Source organism: Meridianimarinicoccus zhengii (assembly GCF_003254465.1).
Taxonomy (GTDB): domain Bacteria; phylum Pseudomonadota; class Alphaproteobacteria; order Rhodobacterales; family Rhodobacteraceae; genus Meridianimarinicoccus; species Meridianimarinicoccus zhengii.
Genome location: NZ_QDFI01000039.1, coordinates 1 through 20984, shown reverse-complemented (window position 1 = coordinate 20984; position 20984 = coordinate 1). Strand labels below are relative to the sequence as shown.

At 67.8% G+C, this 20984-nt stretch carries 17 protein-coding genes; 10 read left to right on the top strand and 7 right to left on the bottom strand.

Annotated features, from left to right (window positions below; genetic code table 11):
• Window positions 1–166: 166 nt before the first annotated feature.
• Together hfq and hflX are read left to right on the top strand one after the other, a co-directional pair.
• A complete protein-coding gene (gene hfq, locus DDE13_RS13215) occupies window positions 167–400 on the top strand; it encodes an RNA chaperone Hfq (protein ID WP_111404765.1) in 234 nt (77 codons plus the stop codon).
• A gap of 8 nt (window positions 401–408) precedes the next feature.
• Window positions 409–1683 (top strand): GTPase HflX, encoded by a 1275-nt coding sequence (hflX, locus tag DDE13_RS13210; RefSeq protein WP_111404764.1) that lies wholly within the window; start codon window positions 409–411, stop codon window positions 1681–1683.
• A gap of 87 nt (window positions 1684–1770) precedes the next feature.
• On the opposite strand, the gene DDE13_RS13205 is transcribed toward hflX, so the two are convergent.
• From DDE13_RS13205 to hemB, 4 genes are all read right to left on the bottom strand, one after another.
• Window positions 1771–2376, bottom strand: coding sequence for a hypothetical protein (locus DDE13_RS13205; RefSeq protein ID WP_111404763.1), 606 nt, complete (start codon window positions 2374–2376; stop codon window positions 1771–1773).
• A gap of 77 nt (window positions 2377–2453) precedes the next feature.
• Window positions 2454–4937 carry a penicillin acylase family protein gene (locus tag DDE13_RS13200; protein WP_111404762.1) on the bottom strand — a complete coding sequence of 828 codons (2484 nt, stop codon included), beginning with the start codon at window positions 4935–4937 and terminating at the stop codon, window positions 2454–2456.
• Between the two features lie 19 nt (window positions 4938–4956).
• Window positions 4957–5502, bottom strand: a complete 546-nt coding sequence (locus DDE13_RS13195) for a lipid-binding SYLF domain-containing protein (RefSeq protein WP_111404761.1) — start codon at window positions 5500–5502, stop codon at window positions 4957–4959.
• 118 nt (window positions 5503–5620) lie between these two features.
• A complete protein-coding gene (gene hemB, locus DDE13_RS13190) occupies window positions 5621–6637 on the bottom strand; it encodes a porphobilinogen synthase (RefSeq protein WP_235868695.1) in 1017 nt (338 codons plus the stop codon).
• Between the two features lie 144 nt (window positions 6638–6781).
• Here hemB and DDE13_RS13185 point away from each other — a divergent pair, with 144 nt between their 5' ends.
• Window positions 6782–7291, top strand: coding sequence for a hypothetical protein (locus DDE13_RS13185; protein ID WP_111404760.1), 510 nt, complete (start codon window positions 6782–6784; stop codon window positions 7289–7291).
• 82 nt (window positions 7292–7373) lie between these two features.
• Window positions 7374–10832 carry a transcription-repair coupling factor gene (mfd, locus tag DDE13_RS13180; protein WP_111404759.1) on the top strand — a complete coding sequence of 1153 codons (3459 nt, stop codon included), beginning with the start codon at window positions 7374–7376 and terminating at the stop codon, window positions 10830–10832.
• A gap of 52 nt (window positions 10833–10884) precedes the next feature.
• Here the strand turns inward: mfd and DDE13_RS13175 are convergent, their stop codons facing one another.
• Entirely contained in the window at window positions 10885–11928 is a 1044-nt protein-coding gene (locus DDE13_RS13175) for a ligase-associated DNA damage response exonuclease (protein WP_111404758.1), read from the bottom strand.
• A 198-nt stretch (window positions 11929–12126) separates the two neighbouring features.
• Here DDE13_RS13175 and DDE13_RS13170 point away from each other — a divergent pair, with 198 nt between their 5' ends.
• From DDE13_RS13170 to DDE13_RS13155, 4 genes are read left to right on the top strand one after another with little or no spacing between them, the layout of a single operon-like run.
• Complete coding sequence (locus DDE13_RS13170) at window positions 12127–13542, top strand: circularly permuted type 2 ATP-grasp protein (protein WP_111404757.1); 1416 nt, start codon at window positions 12127–12129, stop codon at window positions 13540–13542.
• Between the two features lie 4 nt (window positions 13543–13546).
• Entirely contained in the window at window positions 13547–14500 is a 954-nt protein-coding gene (locus tag DDE13_RS13165) for an alpha-E domain-containing protein (protein ID WP_111404756.1), read from the top strand.
• Window positions 14497–15330: a transglutaminase family protein gene (locus tag DDE13_RS13160; RefSeq protein WP_111404755.1), complete on the top strand. Its 834-nt coding sequence runs from the start codon at window positions 14497–14499 to the stop codon at window positions 15328–15330. The genes DDE13_RS13165 and DDE13_RS13160 overlap by 4 nt, the downstream gene beginning before the upstream one ends.
• 51 nt (window positions 15331–15381) lie before the next feature.
• A complete protein-coding gene (locus DDE13_RS13155; RefSeq protein ID WP_111404754.1) occupies window positions 15382–16110 on the top strand; it encodes a peptidase in 729 nt (242 codons plus the stop codon).
• 4 nt (window positions 16111–16114) lie between these two features.
• Here the strand turns inward: DDE13_RS13155 and DDE13_RS13150 are convergent, their stop codons facing one another.
• On the bottom strand, window positions 16115–17071 hold the full coding sequence (locus tag DDE13_RS13150; protein WP_111404753.1) for an alpha/beta fold hydrolase: 957 nt from the start codon (window positions 17069–17071) through the stop codon (window positions 16115–16117).
• On the bottom strand, window positions 17068–17355 hold the full coding sequence (locus DDE13_RS13145) for an SCP2 sterol-binding domain-containing protein (RefSeq protein ID WP_111404752.1): 288 nt from the start codon (window positions 17353–17355) through the stop codon (window positions 17068–17070). Before DDE13_RS13145 ends, DDE13_RS13150 begins: the two co-directional genes overlap by 4 nt.
• Before the next feature lie 68 nt (window positions 17356–17423).
• Here DDE13_RS13145 and DDE13_RS13140 point away from each other — a divergent pair, with 68 nt between their 5' ends.
• Both DDE13_RS13140 and DDE13_RS13135 read left to right on the top strand, forming a co-directional pair.
• Window positions 17424–17996 (top strand): tetratricopeptide repeat protein, encoded by a 573-nt coding sequence (locus DDE13_RS13140; RefSeq protein WP_111404751.1) that lies wholly within the window; start codon window positions 17424–17426, stop codon window positions 17994–17996.
• Between the two features lie 60 nt (window positions 17997–18056).
• Window positions 18057–20984 (top strand): helicase-related protein (locus tag DDE13_RS13135; RefSeq protein WP_235868694.1); only part of this gene is annotated, 2928 nt, incomplete at its 3' end.

Here is a 20984-nt window from a genome sequence, read left to right as displayed (position 1 = left end):
CGTTCAACTCCGCCGATCCGGACCGCGATGCAAAAATGCTGCAAGTGCGAGATAATTCCGCGCCCGGCGCGATTGGACTGGTTCCGGCGGGCACTTGCATCCACGTTGAAACCGCTATTCTATGACAGGCAGTTCAGTCGGCCTGAAAAAAACAAAGGTAATCAAGATGGCAAGCGACCGGCAAAACCTTCAGGACGCATTCCTGAACCATGTCAGGAAGACCAAGGTCCCTGTCACCATTTTTCTGATCAACGGCGTCAAGTTGCAGGGCGTCATCACGTGGTTCGACAATTTCTGCGTGCTTCTGCGCCGGGATGGCCAGTCGCAGCTTGTTTATAAGCACGCGATTTCCACCATCATGCCCAGCCAACCCATCAGCCTGTACGAAAGCGAAGACTGACCGATTCGATCTCGCGCACCCCCGTGCCGACGCGCGCCTGGGTGCTGCATCCCGACCTCAAATCCGCCGATGCCCGCCGCGCGCCCGCCCACGCGCTGCAGGAGGCCACGGCGCTTGCAGCGGCGCTGCCGGGGCTCGACATCGTCGGGTCTGCCATCGTGCCCTTGTCCAATCCCCGTCCCGCGACCCTGTTCGGCCCGGGCAAGGTGGACGAGCTGCGCGATCTGATCGCGGGCGAGGACATCGAACTGGTTCTCGTGGACGGCCCGCTGACCCCGGTGCAGCAGCGCAATCTGGAACGGGCGTGGAAGGTCAAGATCCTCGACCGGACCGGGCTGATCCTCGAGATCTTCTCGGACCGTGCCCGCACCCGCGAGGGCGTGTTGCAGGTGGAAATGGCCGCGCTCAGTTATCAGCGCACGCGGCTCGTGCGGGCCTGGACCCACTTGGAACGCCAGCGCGGGGGCTTGGGGTTCGTGGGCGGGCCCGGCGAAACGCAGATCGAGGCCGACCGCCGCGCCATCGACGAACAGCTCGTGCGCCTGCGACGGCAACTCGACAAGGTCGTGCGGACCCGCGACCTGCACCGTGCGGCGCGCGCGCGGGTGCCGTTCCCGGTCGTGGCGCTGGTCGGCTATACCAACGCGGGCAAGTCCACGCTGTTCAACCGGCTCACCGGGGCGGAGGTGATGGCCAAGGACATGCTGTTCGCAACGCTCGACCCGACCATGCGGGCGGTTGATCTGCCGGATGGCGGGCCGCGGGTGATCCTGTCGGATACCGTCGGCTTCATTTCGGCACTGCCCACCCAGCTCGTCGCCGCTTTCCGCGCCACGCTGGAGGAGGTGCTGAGCGCCGATCTGGTGATCCACGTGCGCGACATCGCCGACCCCGACAGCGATGCGCAGGCAGAAGACGTTGAAACGATCCTTGCCGATCTCGGGTTGTCCGATGCGACGCCCCGCATCGAGGTCTGGAACAAGATAGACATGGTGCCGGCGGAACGCGCCGCGGCGCTGCGCGTGCAGGCGGCCCGGCTTGACGACGTGCACGTCATTTCGGCCGTGACCGGCGCCGGGCTGCCCGGTCTGCTGGGCGATGTCACCGCGCGGCTGGGCGGTGCGCGCGTGCCGGGCGATGTCAAGCTCACCCATGGCGACGGGCGACGGCGGGCATGGCTTTACGAACAGGGCGTCGTCGAAGCCGAAGCGCAGGACGAGGACGGCCTGACCCTTTCGGTGCGCTGGACCGCCGATCAGGCGCGCCGCTACCACGACCTCTGACCGAAGGGCGCCTGAGGCAGGTGTCCCATGCGAAGACGGCGCCCCCCGAGGGACGCCGCTCTGTTTCGTGTCGGATGGTCGCTCGTCTCAGCCGCGGCGCGCGCGCACGGCACCGAGAAGGCCGACACCGCCAAGAAGCAATGCGGCGGGCAGCGGCAGCGGCACGGCGCCCACGCGTTCCAGGTCGAAGGATACGCCGCCGGCATTGTCGCCGATGGGTGTGTCGGTGACACCGAAATACACGGTGTCATCCGCCAGCAGCTTGAACAGGGCGGGGCCGCTGGCGTCGGCCGCTGCAAAGGCGGCCCCGGCTGTCGAGAACCGGTCCGAGGTCAGGTTGATCCGCGACGAAGTGCCCCCGTTGCCCGACGGCTGAAGGTTGTCACCCTCGGAAATGAGGTCCACACGCCAGAACCAGCCCTTGCTGCAGCCTTCGCCCAGTCCGTTGCAGCCCTGCACGTTGTTCCAGACGGTGAGCGCCGTGAACCCGCCTGCGCCGCCGCGATCGATCGGCGTGATCTCGTAGACGCCCCGTTCCAGCGTCAGCGCGAGGAAATTGGTCGATACCGTGCGGTCGGTCGTGTTGCTGGAATTTGCCTTGGCGTCGATATCGACAGCGGTCGCTGCAGATGCCGCCATGGGCAGGATCACCGATGCAGCGACGGTCAAGGCAAAATTTCGAAAGGATGTCATGTCAATCTCCGGCTGAAAGCTCACGGGGAAACTAACAAATTTAGCCTAATTTCGTCAGTGACATACCGAACAAATGGTTAACGTCCGGGTTCCGGTTCCAGCAGCGTGATCCCCGCAGCCCCGGCCTCTGCCAGCGCCGGATCGAGCGACATGGGGATGTATTCGCCGCGCCGCCAGCGTTCGCCGAGATTGTCATAGAACCGTGACAGCGGGTGGCCGGATTGCCCTGTCGAGATGACGAAGACCGAACTGTCCGGATCGGCCATGTCATAGACCCCGCGATAGGCGGCCCCATGGACGTTGGCGAAGGGCCGCGGCCCGTCCCCGGCCGTCCGCCCGCGCATCAGCGTGTGATCGCCACCGCCCGTCGGGTAGCGGATGTTCACCAGCCAGCCGAGGCCCGGTGCCCCGCCCAGCACCTCGTGGTCGAGCTGCGCCATATGCGCCGTGCCCCATGTCAGCGTTTCGAGCCCGCCGCCATGGTTCTCCGATATCCATTGCAGCGCGTCGTCCAGCGCCAGCCGCGCCATGTCCACGCAGGTCTCGGATGCGGCGGATTGCGCCACGTCGCACCACGCGGCCGCCCCCTCCACGTCGCGCAGGACCCGTTCGATGAAGAGGGGATCGGGATGGGTAAACTCCGCAGCCAGGGGTCCGCCAAGGTCGTCGGTGATGAGCCGCGCGTTGAGCGCCCGCAGCCACGCCGCATAGATCAGCGGTTCTGGCCGGTGCGGGTTCATCTCGCCGTTCCAGGCGGCCAGCAGGTCGAGCGCATCGCGTCGGCGCCTGTCGGCCGTGCCTTCGGGCGCGGCTTCGCCGGTGAACCACAACTCGCGCCCCATCAACGGCAGCAGCACCCGCGCCGCCGGGCTGACCGTGTCGAGCTGCGCCTCCACGAAGCTTTCACGGCTGTGCACGGGGCGATCCTGCATCAGCGTCTGCAACCGCGTGATCCGCAGGCGGTCGCCCCATTCATGGCTGACATGGAGCGGGAAAGCCCTGTCGATGATCTTGTTGTTGGTGGTCCCGAGGATGCCGCTGACCGGATCGATGAAGCGCGGGTTGGCATCATAGGGCAGCATGCCCTGCCAATGGTTGTGCGCGCGCCAGCCGGGGCTTGGCAGCCGCCCGAGCGAGTCGTGCAGCGCCGAACGGCGCGGCGCGTCCCCGATCATCTGCATCGCGATCCGGTCACGGTCCACCAGCGTCAGCATCTGCGCGGGGGCCACATGGGATTCCATGGCAGCCAGCCCCGCATCCACATCCTGCGCGCGCATCAGCGCCATCGCCGCCGACATCGACGTGTCGTCCCCCGACAGCACCGTCCACGCGATGGAGGGCAGATGCCCCGCAGGCGTGATACGGTCCAGCCCGAACTGGTCGGGCGACAGCACAGGCCCGCGATCCGTCCAGCGCAGCCGGATCGTGACGGGGTCGCCGCCATTGACCCGGATCACGCTGCTTTCCACGCGGAAGGGCACGTATTCGCTCGACGGCGTCAGGTATCGGTCGGGGTCTTCGGGATCGAGCCGTTCGAGATACACGTCGAGATCGTCGAGCCCCGCCGTGGTCAGTCCCCATCCCAGCGCATCGCTCCGCCCCGCCAGCACGAGAGGTAGGCCCGGGATCGTGCCCCCGATCACGCCGCCGCTGTCCAGTTCGATCCGCGCAAGATACCAGATCGATGGCGCGGACAGTCCCAGATGCGGGTCGTTGGCGAGAAGCGTGCCCGCCGTCGTGCTGCGCGCGGGCGTCGCGGCCCAGGCGTTCGACGCGCCCGCCAGTGGCGCGCGGCGCAGGGGCGACAGCGGGTCATCGCGGATATCTGCCGCCGCATGGCTATCGGCGTCCGGTCCGGGGCCGAGCCAGCTGAGATCGGGCAGTTCCACCACGCCGTCACCGGGCATGTCGGGCAGGATATCGAGCAGCCGTTCTGGGCGGTCCTCCAGCGCCAGGGCGGTCCGGGCGCGCAGGACCTCATGGTCGAGGTGGGAGGAAAGCTGCAACCCCATCAGCTTGATGATCGCGAGACTGTCGGCCGGTTGCCAAGGGGCGATCTGCGCGTCGAACAGGAAGAATTCGGGCGCGCCGCGGCCCCGTGCCTCGGCATTCACGGTGGCGATCCATGCGTTGACGCCTTCGGCATAGGCCTCCAGCGCGGCGCGCGTGGCTTCGTCCTGCGCGCCTTCGGACTGCGCGGCCAGCCGGTAGATGTCGAACCGCCGCAGGGTTTCGTCGATCCCCACCGTACGCGCGCCGAACAACTCCGACAGTCGCCCCTGCGCCGTGCGCCGCATCAGCGTCATCTGCCAGAGCCGGTCCTGCGCGTGCACGAAGCCGAGCCCGAAGAACGTATCGGCATCCGTTTCGCCGAAGACATGCGGCACGCCGGCCGTATCGCGCACGATGCGGACCGGGGCGGTGATCCCCGCGACGTCGTGTGTGGCGCCGTAGTCGGGCAGGGACCGCGACACAAGGTAATAGACCAGCGCCAAGGCCATGGCCCCCAGCACCAGCCCGGCCAGCACCAGCCGCGTCAGCCATCGAAGCAGAACGGTCATGGCGCGCCCCCGGTGCGGATCAGCGCAGGATACGGGTGTACTTGGTGCCTTCGATCGTGGCCCCGGCCATCAGCCCCTGCCGCGCGAACAGGAACGCCACGGCGGAATTCTGCGCCATCGTGTTCGCGGACAGCCCGGCGCCTTCGCGCCCGCCGGTCACCTCGGCCCCCGCGCCGCCCGACCAGCCGGGCGAGGTGCGGAACTCCCGCAGCGCGGTCGGTGTCAGGAAGAAGATGACATAGGCGTATTGCTGCGCGCCGATCTGGAACCCGATGCTGCCCTGCGTGGCCGAGTAGTAATCCACCGTCACGTCGTCGATCAGCAGCGCGCCTTCGCCATAGCTGCCGCCGACGATGAACCCGGCCTCGCCGATCATGGGCATCACAAGCTTGCCCACCGACTTGTCGCGCAGTTGCAGCGTTTCGGGATAGGTCGCGTACATGTAGTCGAGCGCGTTGCGCACGCGGTTGTCGATCACGTCCGCGCCCTGCGCACCGGGGGAGTTGTCGCAGGCCGCCAGCGCCACGGCGCCCAGCACCAGCCCGCGGCGGGTGAAATGTGTCATGCTCTCTGCCTCTGTTCGCGGCCCTTTGGCCCCTTGATTGATTAGCGACAGTCTAGCCCATGGCGCAGCGCCTGTCATGGCCCGCATTGCAGGCGCCGCAGGATGGGTGGCAGCCTGCTCACCCCTTGCGCAAAAGGGCCGCGGCACGTGGCGCGAAATAGGTCAGAATGCCGTTGCAACCCGCGCGCTTGAACGCCATCAAGGTTTCCATCATGACCTTTTCGCCGTCGATCCAGCCGTTCGCCGCCGCGGCCTCGATCATCGCGTATTCGCCGGACACCTGGTAGGCGAAGGTCGGCACCTCGAAGGTGTCCTGCACGCGCCGGCAGATATCCAGATAGGCGAGCCCCGGCTTGACCATCACCATGTCGGCCCCTTCGTCGAGGTTGCGCGCGATCATCCGCAGGGCCTCGTCGCTGTTGGCGGGATCCATCTGGTAGGTCTTCTTGTCGCCCTTCAGGGCACCCGACGCGCCCACAGCGTCCCGGAACGGTCCGTAGAAGGCGGAGGCATACTTGGCCGCGTAGCTCATGATCGCCACGTCCGTATGGCCGCCGCCTTCGAGCGAGTCGCGGATCGCGCCGATGCGGCCGTCCATCATGTCCGAAGGTCCCAAGATATCCGCCCCGCTCTCGGCCTGCGCCAGCGCCATGCGCACCAGTGCCGCCACGCTCTCGTCGTTCACGATCACCCCGTCGCGGACGATCCCGTCATGGCCATGGGCATTGTAAGGGTCGAGCGCCACGTCGGTCATCACGGCGATGCCTGGCACCGCCGCCTTGATCGCGCGGATGGCGCGGTTCGTCAGGTTGTCGGGGTTCCACGCCTCTTCGCAGCCGGGGGTCTTCAGCGCGGGATCGGTGTAGGGAAAGAGGCACAGCGCAGGGATGCCGAGATCAGCCGCCATCTCCGCCGCCGCCACCACCTGATCGATCGACAGCCGTTCGACGCCGGGCATGGAGGAGACTGGTTCGCGCATCCCCTCGCCGTCGCGCAGGAACACGGGCCAGATCAAATCGTCGGTCGTCAGCGCGGTTTCGCGCACCATGCCGCGCAGGGCGGCGGTGCGGCGCAGGCGGCGCGGGCGGTTGCGCATCGCGCGGGCATGGGCGGGCAGCAAGGGCGTGTCGGGCATGGCATCCATCCGTTTTGCTTCTGCCTGCCACGGGTGCGCGCGGGCCACAAGGCGCGTTCCGCCGCGCCTGTCGTGCGCCGCCGGGGCTGGGCAATCCGTCGCCAAGGCGCTAGCTGGAGGCATGGGCAAGAACGGGCGGCGCGCGTGACGGACAACCTCTGGACCCTCATCGGGACGGGGTCCTTTTCCAGCATCTGGTTCTGGGTGTTTCTCGGCGTCCTGTGGTCGCACGTGATGCAGGCGCCGATGGGCGTGCCGGTGGACCTCGTGCGCCGTGCGCAGGCGGGCGATCCGGGGGCGGAGGCTGACCTTAGGGCACTGACCGGCGTGCGGCTGGGCGACGCGCAGCGGCTGGCCGGGATGGCGCCGTGGCGCGCGGGGGGCTGGTCCTTCGGGCTGGCGCTTCTGGCGGGGCTGGGCGTCGGCTACGGCATCGAGTTGGCGCAGGCTGCGCTGACGCTGGCGGTGCCGCTCGCGCTCGTGCGCTGGGTGGAAGCACGTGCGGCGCGTGCAATGGCCGACGTGCCGGACATGCCCGCCCTGATACGCGCCCACATTGTGCTGCGCCGCAAGGTGCAGGGCATCGGCATCGCCGCCGTTTTCCTGACCTCGGTCTTCGGGATGCTGCGGTTGCTCGCGGAGCAGGCGTTCTGAACGGGCGGCACGGCTTGACATGCGGGGCAGGGCGCGTAGGTCAGCGGCCTTGGATCAGGCGGGTCAGACAGGGGCGGGCAGTATGGCGGACAGGCACCCACAGGCGGTGACCATCGGCGGGGCGCCCGAAGGGTTCGACGCGCGGCTGGTGCTGGCGGAGATCGACCGCGCAGGCGGGCCGGTGATCCATGTCGCCCGCGACGACCGGCGGCTGGAGGCGATGCGCGCCGCGCTCGCGTTCTTCGCGCCGGGCATGCCGGTGCTGACGTTTCCGGCGTGGGATTGTCTGCCCTATGACCGGATCTCGCCCAATGCCGACATCTCCGCCGCACGGATGGCGACGCTGGCGGCCCTTGTCCATGGCGCGCCGAAACGCTTCGTGCTGCTAACGACGCTCAATGCCGCGACCCAGCGGCTGCCCGCCCGCGCCGTGCTGCGCGACGCGGCCTTCACGGCGCGGGTGGGCGACCGGCTGGACGAGGGCGCGCTTCGCGGGTTTCTCGTGCGCATGGGCTTCACCCAAAGCCCGCAGGTGATGGAACCGGGCGACTATGCCGTGCGCGGCGGGATCATCGACATCTTCCCGCCGGGCCACCCGGACCCGGTGCGGCTGGATCTCTTCGGGGACGTGCTGGACGGCGCCCGCCGGTTCGACCCGGCGACCCAGCGCACGACCGAGAAACTGTCGATCGTGGATCTCGCCCCGGTGTCCGAGATCATCCTCGACGACGCGGCGGTGATGCGGTTCCGCCAGAACTACCGGCTGGAGTTTGGCGCGGCGGGGCGTGACGACCCGCTGTACGAGGCCGTGAGCGCGGGGCGCAAGCACCAGGGGATGGAACACTGGCTGCCGTTCTTCCATGCCGAGTTGGAGACGCTCTTCGACTACCTGCCCGGCGCGCCGGTGACGCTGGACGACCAGACCGGCCCGGCGCGCGCGGCCCGCTGGGACAGCATCGCCGACCAGTATGACGCACGGCGCGAGGCGATGCAGGCCAAGGGGCGGCTCGACAGCGTCTACAAGCCGTGTCCGCCGGGGCTGCTGTATCTCGACGAAGACGCGTGGGCGCTGGCGCTGGCGGCGCGGCGGGTCGTGCAGTTCCACCCGCTGCCGCAACCCTCGGGACCCGGGGTCACGGATGCGGGCGGGCGGATCGGGCGCGACTTCCTGCTCGAACGCCAGCAGAAGGAAGTCAGCCTTTTCAAGACCCTCGCGTCCCATGTTCAGGACGTGCGCCGGGGCAGCGCTGTGGTCATCGCCAGCTATTCCGACGGTGCGCGCGAACGCCTCCGCGGGCTGATGGCGGACGAGGGCATCGAGGATGTGCAGGAAATCAATGATTTCCGAGACGTTCCCGATGCGCCGGGTGGCGTGCATCTGGCGGTCTGGGGGCTGGATCACGGCTTCATCTCGCAAGGTCTGACCGTCATCTCCGAGCAGGACGTGCTCGGCGACCGGCTGGTGCGCACGACCAAGCGCAAGCGCCGGGCCGAGAATTTCCTGACCGAGGCGCAAAGCCTGTCGCCCGGTGATCTCGTGGTGCATGTCGACCACGGCGTCGGGCGGTACAAGGGGCTTGAGGTCGTCACTGCCATGGGGGCCGCCCATGAATGCGTGGCGCTGGAATACGCCGGGGGCGACCGACTGTTCCTGCCCGTCGAGAATATCGAATTGCTGTCGCGCTTCGGGCACGAGGAAGGCTTGCTCGACAAGCTGGGCGGTGGCGCGTGGCAGGCCAAGAAGGCGCGGCTGAAGGCCCGCATCAAGGAAATCGCGGACCGGCTGATCCGCATCGCGGCCGAGCGTGCCTTGCGCCGCGCGCCGATCCTCGAGCCGCCCGAGGATATGTGGGACGCCTTCTGCGCGCGCTTTCCCTATACCGAAACCGATGACCAGTTGGCGGCGATCAACGACACGCTCGCGGACATGGGCAGCGGCCAGCCCATGGACCGGCTGATTTGCGGCGACGTGGGCTTCGGCAAGACCGAGGTCGCGTTGCGTGCGGCCTTCGTCGCCGCCATGTCGGGCCAGCAGGTCGCGGTGATCGCGCCCACGACGCTGCTTGCCCGCCAGCACGCGCAGGAATTCCGCGAACGCTTCCGTGGCTTCCCGCTGGAGGTCCGGCACCTGTCGCGGTTCGTCTCCGCGAAGGAGGCCGCGGCGACCCGCGCGGGGCTGGCGGATGGCACGGTTGATATCGTCGTCGGGACCCATGCGCTCCTGTCGAAGACGGTGAAGTTCCAGCGGCTCGGGCTGCTCATCATCGACGAGGAGCAGCGCTTCGGCGTGAACCACAAGGAAAAGCTGAAAGCGCTGCGCACCGATGTGCATGTCCTGACCCTGACCGCGACGCCGATCCCGCGTACGCTGCAGATGTCGCTGTCGGGCGTGCGCGAGTTGTCGATCATCGGCACGCCGCCCGTGGATCGTCTTGCCATTCGGACCTATGTCAGCGAATTCGACGGCGTGACGGTGCGCGAGGCGCTCTTGCGCGAACATTACCGCGGCGGCCAGAGCTTCGTGGTGGTGCCGCGCATCAAGGACCTGCCCGAGATCGAGGAGTTCCTGCGCGACCAGGTGCCCGAGGTCAGTTTCGTCGTGGCCCACGGCCAGATGGGCGCGGGCGAACTGGACGACCGCATGAACGCCTTTTACGACGGCAAGTACGACGTGCTGCTGGCGACGACGATCGTGGAATCCGGGCTGGATATCCCGACCGCCAACACGATGATCATCCATCGCGCCGACATGTTCGGGCTGGCGCAGCTTTACCAGATCCGGGGCCGGGTCGGGCGGGCCAAGACCCGAGCCTATGCCTACCTGATGACCAAGCCGCGCGCGCCGCTGACACCGGCGGCGGAGAAGCGGTTGCGGGTGCTCGGGTCGCTCGACAGTCTGGGCGCGGGCTTCACCTTGGCGTCGCAAGACCTTGATATCAGGGGTGCGGGTAACCTGATTGGCGAGGAACAGTCGGGCCAGATGCGCGAGGTCGGGTATGAACTGTACCAGACCATGCTGGAGGAAGCGGTGGCCAAGATCCGCTCCGGTGAACTGGAAGGGCTGACCGACGATGACGGGCACTGGGCGCCGCAGATCAACCTTGGCGTGCCGGTGCTGATCCCCGAGGATTACGTGCCCGATCTGGACACGCGGCTCGGGCTCTACCGGCGGCTGTCGGGGCTGACGAGCAAGGTGGAACTGGAAGGTTTCGCCGCCGAGCTGATCGACCGGTTCGGCAAATTGCCGAAGGAAGTCAACACGCTGCTGCTGGTCATCCGGATCAAGGCCGAGTGCAAGAAGGCCCATGTCGCGCGGCTTGACGCGGGGCCCAAGGGCGCCACGATCCAGTTCCACAACAACAAGTTCCCCAATCCGCAAGGGCTGGTAGAGTTCGTGCAGGGGCAGAACGGGCAGGCCAAGGTGCGCGACAACAAGATCGTGGTGCGCCGCGACTGGGTCCGGGACGCGGACAAGATCAAGGGCGCCTTCGCTATCGTGCGGGACCTGTCGGCCAAGGCGAAACCGCCCGAGACGGCGTAGGACTCCTGTCGGACTCTTGTATGACTCCCGTATGACCCGATGATGCGTCCCGTCAGGGCGCAGCCGTGCCGGGCGGCGCGGGGCTGGCGGCGTCGGGGTCGTCCTCTGCCTCGCCGCCGAATTCGGTCGCGAGCACGCGCGCGTCGAGGCCCCGGTCGCAGAGCCAGCGCGCGAAGACGTCCGTGTAGCCGTGGGTGACGTAGACGCGCTCCGCACCGGTCGCCGTGATCGCCGTGTTCAGCCCGGCCCAGTCGGCATGGTCCGAGATCACGAAGCCCCGGTCCGCCGCGCGCCGCCGCCGCACGCCGCGCAGCGCCATCCAGCCCGACGCGAAGGCGGTGGAGACGGGGCCGAAGCGTTTCAGCCATGACCCGGCCATCGCGGCGGGCGGGGCGATCACCAGCGCGCCGGGGTGGGTCTTGGCGGTCACCTCGGTTGTCGCGCGCACCGTATCTGGCAACGGGTAGCCCTGCGCGCGCAGCACGTCGTTCGTGCCCTCAATGGCTGGGTGGCAAAGGATCGGCCCCTGATCCGGGGGGAGCATCGACAGCAACCGCTGCGCCTTGCCCAGCGAGTAGGCCCCAAGGACGGCTGTGCGCCCGGCCGCCGCGCAGTCGCGCCACCAGTCCGCGATCTGGGCCGCAATGGCTGATTGCGGACGCCAGCGAAAGATCGGCAGCCCGAATGTGCATTCGCTGATGAAGGCATGGCAGCGGAGTTGTTCGAAGGCTTCGCTCAGCCCGTCATTCTCCAGCTTGTAATCGCCGGTGACGACCCAGACCTCGCCGCCGACCTCCACCCGGACCTGTGCCGATCCGGGCACATGGCCAGCCGGGTGGAACGACACCCGCGCGCCGCCGATCTGTCGGACCTCGCCGTATCCGATTGTATCGAGCGCGATATCCCCAAGACGATGCCGCAGCACGGGCGCCGCGGCCCCGGTCGCGAGGTACGCCCCGTGCCCCCATCGCGCGTGGTCGGCGTGCCCGTGGGTCACGAGCGCGCGGTCCACCGGCCGCCACGGGTCGATGAAGAAGTCCCCGGCGCGGCAGTAAAGCCCCCGGTCCGTCAGGTGCAGCACGTCGCTGTCGCGCATCCATCGGCCTCCGCTCGGGCGCAAGATGACACGCGCCGCGCGCGCCGCAAGGGAGCGGCTGCCCAAAAATGCGGCGGCCGATGCCTTCGATGCGGGCGCTGTCGAAGGGGGATTGCCTTTCGGTCCCCGCCGCTCTTTCCTGTCAACATGGTCCGTGCGACGCCAGCGGCACCAGAACCGGGGGACAGAAAAGACCATATGGGACCAACCTATTTCAACGAGATGTACGAAGACGGGGCGATCCGCGCGCTCTATGCGGGACTTGAAGGCTGGCAACGGGGCATGCCCGACGAGTTGCGCAATCTCAAGCAGGCCGAGGCGGAGGCGCTGTTCCGGCGCATCGGCATCACCTTCGCGGTCTATGGCGAAGGCGGCGACCCGGACCGGCTGATCCCGTTCGACATGTTCCCGCGGGTCTTCACAAACCGCGAATGGACGCGCCTGTCGCGCGGGGTCAAGCAGCGTGCCCGCGCGCTCAACGCGTTCCTTGCGGATGTCTATGACCGGGGCGAGATCGTGCGTGCGGGCCGGATCCCCGCCAAGCTGGTCTATCAGAACGAGGCGTTCGAGAAGGCCGTGGTCGGCATCCGCCCCCCCCGGTCGGTGTTCAGCCATATCGTCGGCATCGATCTCGTGCGCACGGGCCCCGAGGATTTCTTCGTGCTGGAGGACAACTGCCGCACCCCGTCGGGCGTGTCCTACATGCTGGAAAACCGCGAGATCATGATGCGGATGTTTCCGACGCTGTTCCGGGAAAACCGGATCGAGCCGGTGGAAGGCTACCCCGAACAGTTGCGCCGCACGCTGGCTTCGGTCGCGCCCGCCAAGTGCGAGGGCGAGCCGACCGTCGTGATCCTGACGCCCGGGCATTTCAATTCGGCCTATTACGAGCATTCGTTCCTGGCCGACATGATGGGCGTGGAACTGGTCGAGGGGCAGGACCTGTATGTCGAGGGCGATTACTGCTGGATGCGGACCACCGAAGGCCCGCGCCGGGTCGACGTGATCTACCGCCGCATCGACGATGCGTTCCTCGACCCGCTGTGTTTCCGCCCCGACAGCATGCTGGGCATACCGGGGCTGATGAATGTCTATCGCTCGGGCGGGGTGGCCATCGCGTCCGCGCCCGGCGCGGGGGTCGCGGACGACAAGGCGATCTATACCTTCGTGCCCGACATGATCCGGTTCTACCTTGGTGAAACGCCGATCCTGAACAACGTGCCGACATGGCAATGCGCCAAGGCGGACGACTGCAAGTACGTGCTGGAGAACCTCAAGGATCTCGTGGTCAAGGAGGTGCATGGATCGGGCGGCTACGGCATGCTAATCGGGCCGCGCGCTACCCAGAGCGAACTGGACCTGTTCGCCGTGCGGGTCCGGGACAATCCCGGCAACTACATCGCGCAGCCGACGCTCGCGCTGTCGACCTGCCCGACATTCGTCGAGCAGGGGATCGCGCCGCGTCACGTGGACCTGCGGCCCTACTGCCTGGTGGGCGAGAAGATCGAACTGGTGCCCGGCGGGCTGACGCGGGTGGCGCTGAAGGAAGGATCGCTCGTGGTCAATTCCTCGCAGGGCGGGGGCGTGAAGGACACATGGGTGCTGGCGGAGTGAGCGCATGCTGAGCAGAACCGCGGACAATCTTTTCTGGATGGGCCGGTATCTCGAACGGGCCGAAACCATGGCGCGTCTGCTGCATGTGGGCGCGCGCATGAACCTGATCCCCGACACGGTGGACGGCTTTCGCAGCGAATGGGTGTCGATCCTGCATGCCAGCGGCACGCACGCCGCCTTCGAGAAGAAATACGGCGAGGCGGTGGAACGCAACGTCATCACCCACCTGTTCTTCGACCGGGACAACCCGTCTTCGGTCGCGGCCTGCGTCGCGGCAGCGCGGGAGAACGCGCGCATCGTGCGCACGGCGTTGTCGGCCCCGGTGTGGGACGCGCTGAACGGGGCCTACCAGGAACTCAAGGGTCTGGAACGCACGCCGCGCAGCGAGATCTCGATCACCGCGCTGACGGAATGGACGGCGAAGCAGCACGCGCTGGCATCGGGCGCGATCGAGGGCACGCTGCTGCGCAACGACGGCTACGATTTCATCCATCTCGGGTTCAACCTTGAACGGGCGGACAACACGGCGCGGTTTCTCGATGTGAAATACTATGTGCTGCTGCCGGATACGGGGTTCGTCGGCTCGGGGCTGGACAATGTGCAGTGGCAGACGCTGCTGCGGGGCATGCAGATGCACCGGGCGTTCCACTGGGCCTATGGCGGGGACATCACGGCGACCAAGATCGCGGACCTGCTGATCCTGAACCCGGCCTGCCCGCGCTCTCTCTTGACCGCGATCGAGGAGGCGACGAACCATCTCGACCGGCTGTCGCGGGCCTATGGCGCATCGACCCGGGCGCAGACGGCGGCGCGGGCGCTGCTGGCGGAACTGTCGGAAACCCGGATCGACGACATCTTCGACGAGGGGATGCACGAGTTTCTCGAACGGATGAAGCGGCAGGTGGCCGACATCTCCACCTGCGTCAGCGAGACCTACCTGATCGGAGCCGCGGCATGAAGCTGAACGTGACGCATGTGACCGCGTACCATTACGACACGCCGCAGAAGGCGGTTCTGCAAAGCCTGCGGCTGGTGCCGTCGGATTTCGCGGGCCAGAAGGTCATCGACTGGCGCGTCGGGATCGAGGGCGGGCTGTCCGGCAGCCGCTTCCGCGACGGGGCGGGCGACGTGACCGAGACATGGCGGCTGCGCGGCCCGGTCGAGACGATGGAGGTCAAGGTGTCGGGTACCGTGGACACGACCGACCTGGCCGGGGTGCTGCGCGGGCACCGCGAGAAGGTGCCGCCCATGGCCTATCTGCGCAGCACGCGCATGACACGGACCGACATGGCGCTGGCGGAACTGGCCGAGACGGCACTGGAACCGGTCGAAGGCGGGTCGACGCTCGACAAGGCCCATGCGCTGGCCGATGCCATCGCGGGGGCCGTGGTCTTTACATCCGGTTCCACCACCAGCGCGACCACCGCGACGGAAGCGCTGGCCGAGGGCAAGGGCGTCTGCCAGGACTTCGCGCATCTGATGATCGCCGCGGCCATCGGCAACGGCATCCCCGCGCGCTATGTCACGGGGTATCTTTTCGCGGGCGACGATGCCGATGTGAATCTCGCGGCCGCCGCCGCGGCCAGCCATGCCTGGGCCGAGCTGTTCATCGACGGGCTGGGCTGGGTCGGGTTCGACACGGCCAATGCGTGCTGCCCGGACGACCGGTATATCCGGCTCTGTTCAGGCTTCGATGCGTTCGACGCCGCGCCGATCCGCGGGCTGGCCAGCGGGACGGGGGACGAACGGCTTACGGTGGCTGTTGCGGTCAGCCAGGAACAGCAGTAACGCGAAGCTGCGGGCGCCGGGTGCCCGTTCCCTCGTGTCGGAGTGTTCGGGATGACCTATTGCGTCGGATTGCTGCTGAAGGCCGGTATGGTGCTTCTCAGCGACACGCGAACCAATGCCGGGCTCGACAACATCTCGACCTACAAGAAGATGTACACGTTCGAGGATCCGGGCGAACGGGTGATCGTGATCCTGACCGCAGGAAGCCTGTCGGTCACGCAGACGACCATGGCACGGCTGCAGGAAGCCATCGAGGATCCGGATTCGGACGAGAACAGTTCGATAATGAAGGCGCGCACGCTGCTGAAGGTCGCCGATATCGTGGGGGCCTGTCTTGCGGACGTGGCCAGCGACATCACCGAGAAGCTCGGCCGCCACCGGCAGGCGATGGCGTCTGCCACGCTGATCATGGGCGGGCAGCGGCGGGGCGGCGAGATGCGGCTGTTCCTGATCTATCCCGAGGGCAACCATATCGAGGCGACCGCCGACACGCCGTTCCTGCAGGTGGGCGAACACAAGTACGGCAAGCCGATCCTCGACCGGGTGGTGACCCCCGACACGTCGCTGACCGATGCGCGCAAGGCCGCACTCCTGTCCATGGACAGCACGCTGCGGTCGAACCTGTCGGTGGGCATGCCGCTGGACCTTGCGGTGATCCGCGAGGGCGATTGCCGCATCGACGAGAATCGCCGCATCGAGCAGGGCGACCCGGTCTTCGCCGAGATGAGCCAGGCCTGGTCCGCCGCGCTGCGCGACGCCTTCGGAAAGATCCTGATCTGACCGCTCAGGCCCGCGCGGCGAGGAACGCCAGCGTTCGATCGAAGAACAATTGCTGGCGGGCCGGGATTTCCATCATGGTTTCGTGGCGGCCCTGCGGCACCTCTACCAGCTCGGCATCGCGCCAGCGGGCGGTCATGGCGCGCATCGCAGGTTTCGACACGATCTCGTCGCGCTCGGGCAGGAAGGTCAGGCTGGGCACGCCCGGATCGGCGTTGCGTTGCAGGTCGGCACATTCCACCAGCGCGCGATAGAGCCAAGGCACCGACGGCCCGCCCAGGTCGAGCCCCGGCACCGCATCGAGCTGCGCGCGCATCTGCGCGATCTCGCCCGGATCGTCGGTCAGGAAATTGTCGTTGGGGTCGCAGATCCGCACGTAGCTGTCGATCTTCGTGCCCGGCGTGACCCATCGGTTCAGGCCCGCGCGGTGGGCGGCCCATCCCAGCCCCCAGGCCACGGGGCGCAATGCGGGGTTCATGGCGATGCCCCACATGGGCGCGCTGAACACCGCCCCCGTGACGTCCAGCCCGTCCACGAGCGCGCGCAACGCGATGGCGCCGCCCATGGAATGGCCGATCACGACCCACGGTTTCGGCATGTCCCGCGCGGCGGCGAAAGCGACCAGCGCATCCATGTCGTGCTGGTAATCCGCGAAGCGCGCGACATGGCCGATGCGCGGGTCGGACAGTGCCCGGTCCGACAGGCCCTGCCCGCGGATGTCCACGCTGACCATGCCATAGCCCGCCTGCGCGAAACGGTCCGCGACGGCGCCGTATTTTTCAAGATACTCGGTCCGTCCCGGAACCAGCAGGATCGTGCCCGCGCCCCCCGTGGCCAGCAGCCCGAGGCGCAGCCGCACGCCATCGCGCGCGTTCCGCCAGACCGCGAAGGCCTCCGCCCGCGCGCGGGCGGAGGCGTGGTCGAACGGGGCAGGCGGGTCGGCCAGTGCCGGGTCGCCGGTCAAGACAGGGCCGCGCCCAGCTTCATCGCCAGCCCCATGTCGCCGTCGATCCGCAGCCGCCCGCCCATGAAGGCCGAGGTCGGGTTCAGCTCGCCGTCGAGCATTTCGCGGAACGTGTCGGCATCGGCGCCCAGCGTCACGTCCGCGTCGCCGTCACCCGCGCGCACGCCGTCGCCATCGACCATGATCGCGCCTTCGCCGTCGATTTCGAACTTGGCGATGCCATCGAAGCCGTCGCCCAGTTTCGCGGCAAGTTTGCGGACCGCGCCGTCGATGATGTCGCTCATGGGAAAGTTCCTTTCGGTGTTCTGGCCGCGGTATCGATTTCGGGGCCCTTTGCGCTATGCTTCGAGATATGAGGACACTCGCGATCAGAATCAAACGCGCCGTTGCGGCACTTTTTCTCGTTACGGTTGCAATCTGTGCGGCACCTGCGCTGGCGCAGTCGCCTGCCCAGTCCACCGACGAACTGCTGGAGCTGCTGCGCGACCCGGACCTGACCAACTGGGAGGAGGTCGAACAGACGATCTGGTCCCGCTGGTCGCAATCGGGGTCGCCCACCGCAGACATGCTGTTGGAGCGCGGGCGCGCGGCCATGGAGTCGGACGATTTCGCCATCGCCATCGAGCATCTGACCGCGCTGATAGATCACGCGCCCGATTTCGCCGAAGGCTATAACGCCCGCGCGACCGCCTATTACCGCGAAGGGCTGTACGGTCCGGCGCTGTCGGATATCGAGATGGCGCTTGCGCTAAACCCCCGGCATTTCGGCGCGATGATGGGGCTTGCGCTGATCCTCGAAGAGATCGGCAGGCCCGCAGATGCGCTGAGCGCCTATCGCGCGGTCGCGGCTATACATCCCCACCGCCCGACCCTAAAAGAAGCCATGGGGCGGCTGGAGCGGACGCTCGGCGAGGCGTCGCTCTAGTCTTCCGCAAGTGACGGGACGACCGCGCGGGGCCGGGCCGGCGACGCGCAAGGGGGATACATGGCGGGCAACGGACGCATCGAGGCGGTTCTCGGCCCCACCAATACCGGCAAGACCCATTACGCGATCGAACGGATGCTGGCCTATCGGACCGGCATCATCGGGCTGCCCCTGCGGCTGCTCGCGCGCGAGGTCTATGACAAGATCAAGGCGCTGCGCGGGCCGTCGGTCGTGGCGCTGGTCACGGGCGAGGAGCGTATTGTGCCGGACCGGGCGCAATACTGGGTCTGCACGGTCGAAGCGATGCCGCAGGGCATGGGCGCGGATTTCGTCGCCATCGACGAGATCCAGCTGTGCGCCGACCCGGAACGGGGCCATGTCTTCACCGACCGGCTGCTGCACGCGCGCGGTCATCACGAGACACTGTTCCTTGGGTCCGACACGATGCGCGGCGCCATCGCGGCGCAGGTGCCCGGCGTGCAGTTCCAGTATCGCGGGCGGATGTCGGAGCTGACCTATGTGGGTGCCAAGAAGCTGAGCCGGATGCCGCCGCGGTCGGCCATCGTCGGGTTCTCGGTGGAGAACGTCTATGCGATGGCGGAACTGCTGCGGCGGCAGAAGGGCGGGGCGGCGGTGGTGATGGGCGCGCTGTCCCCGCGGACGCGCAACGCGCAGGTGGATCTCTATCAGAACGGCGAGGTCGATTACCTTGTCGCGACCGACGCGATCGGGATGGGCCTGAACCTCGATATCCGGCATGTCGCGTTCTCGGCCCTGTCGAAATTCGACGGGCGGCGGATGCGGCAGCTTCAGCCCAACGAACTGGCGCAGATCGCGGGGCGGGCCGGGCGCTATACCGACAACGGCACCTTCGGCGTGACCGGCGAGGCACGCCCGCTGGACGAAGGTACCGCCGAGGCGATCATGGAAAACCGCTTCATGCCCGTGCGCAAGCTGCACTGGCGCAACGCGCGGCTGGATTTCGGGTCGGCGGGTCGGCTGATCGCGTCGCTGGAACAGCAGACGAACGACGAATGGCTGACCCGCGCGCGCGACAGCGATGATCTGTCGGCGCTCAAGACGCTGGCGGAGATCCCGGCGGTGCGCGACCGGCTGCGCGGCGGGCCGGATGTGCAACTGCTGTGGGACGTGTGCCGCATCCCCGATTTCCGCGGCATCAGCCATGCCGAACATGCGGGATTGCTGGAGGCGATCTTCGGCTACCTGCACGACTTGCACCGCATCCCCGACGACTGGATGGCGCAACAGGTCAAGCGCATCGACCGGACGGAAGGCGATATCGACACGCTGTCCAAGCGGCTGGCGTATATCCGCACATGGACATACGTGGCGCAGCGCCGCGGCTGGCTGGATGACGAAATCCATTGGCGCGACGTGACGAGGGCTGTAGAAGACCGCCTGTCGGATGCGCTGCATGCCCGTCTGACCCAGCGATTTGTTGACCGGCGCACATCCGTGCTCTTGCGCCGGTTGAAACAGAAGGAGAGCCTTGTGGCAGACGTGAACGACAAGGGCGAAGTGACGGTCGAAGGTCAGTTCGTCGGACGGCTGGAGGGCTTTCGCTTCGCGCAGGATCAGTCGGCCAGCCCGGACGAGGCGCGCACGCTGCGCCAGGCCAGCCTGCAATCCCTGGCACCGCATTTCCACCTGCGCGCTGATCGGCTTTACAATGCGCCGGACACCGAGCTGGATTTCACCGAACAGGGCGGGCTGATGTGGGGCGACAGCGCGGTCGGCAAGCTTGTTGCCGGCGCTGATCCCCTGAAGCCGCGCGTGCAGCCCTTCGTCGATGACGAGGCCGGGCCGGACGTGGCCCAGAAGGTCGAACGCCGCCTGCAGCATTTCATCGACCGCAAGATCGCCGCGCTGTTCGAACCGCTTCTGGCCCTCCAGAATGACGAGACACTGACCGGGCTTGCGCGCGGCTTCGCGTTTCGGATGGTCGAGGCGCAGGGCATCCTGCCGCGCGCCGGTGTCGCGGCAGAGGTCAAGGAACTGGATCAGGACGCCCGTGGCGCGCTGCGCAAGCACGGCATCCGGTTCGGGCAGTTCACCGTGTTCCAGCCGCTTCTGCTGAAGCCTGCCCCGACGCGGCTGCGGCTTGTGCTGTGGTCGCTGGCTGCGGGACTCGACGAGTTTCCCGAAAGCCCGCCGCCGGGGCTGGTGACCGTGCCCGTGCGCGACGGCATGCCGGACGGCTATCACACCATGTCGGGCTATCACGCGGCGGGCGAACGGGCGATCCGCATCGACATGCTGGAACGGCTGGCGGACATGGTGCGCGGCCAGGACACCCGCGGCGGGTTCGAGGCGACGCCGGACATGCTGTCGATCACGGGCATGACGCTGGAACAGTTCGCCATCCTGATGCAGGGGCTGGGCTATGCCGCCGAGCGGGGCGAGCGCCCCAAGCAGCGCGCGGCAGAGGGCGCGGCGAATGCCGGTGCCGGGGACAAGGCCGCGCCGGAAAAGGCAAGGACGAGCGCGGCGGCAGAGGCGCCGGGGGGCACGGACACACCGGCGCCAGATGCGGCGGTCGCGTCGACGTCGGCGGCTGCAGCATCCGAAACACCCGCGCCCGAAGCCGAGGCCGAAGCCGCGGAGGCGACGCCGCAGCCGCCCATCACGCGGGCCGGGGAAGAAGCCGACGCGGCAACCGGGCCACATGCGGACGATACGGGCATCGACGCACAGGCGGTGCCGGACGAAGCAGCCCCAGCAGCAGGCGCCGAGGAGACGCCACAACCGGCAGAGGACGCGGCAGGAGCGGCTTCCGAGCCCGCGGCTGACGCGGACGAGACGCCCGCCGCGGCGGTGGAGACCGAACTTTTCTACACCTTCCGCTGGCAGCCCCCCCGCCGCCACGCCCCGCGCCCGCAGGGCGGCAAGGGCCGCCGCGAGGGGCAGGGACACGCCCTTGGGCAGGGGGCGGCGGACGATCGGCCCCGCGGCGAGCGCAAGCCCGGT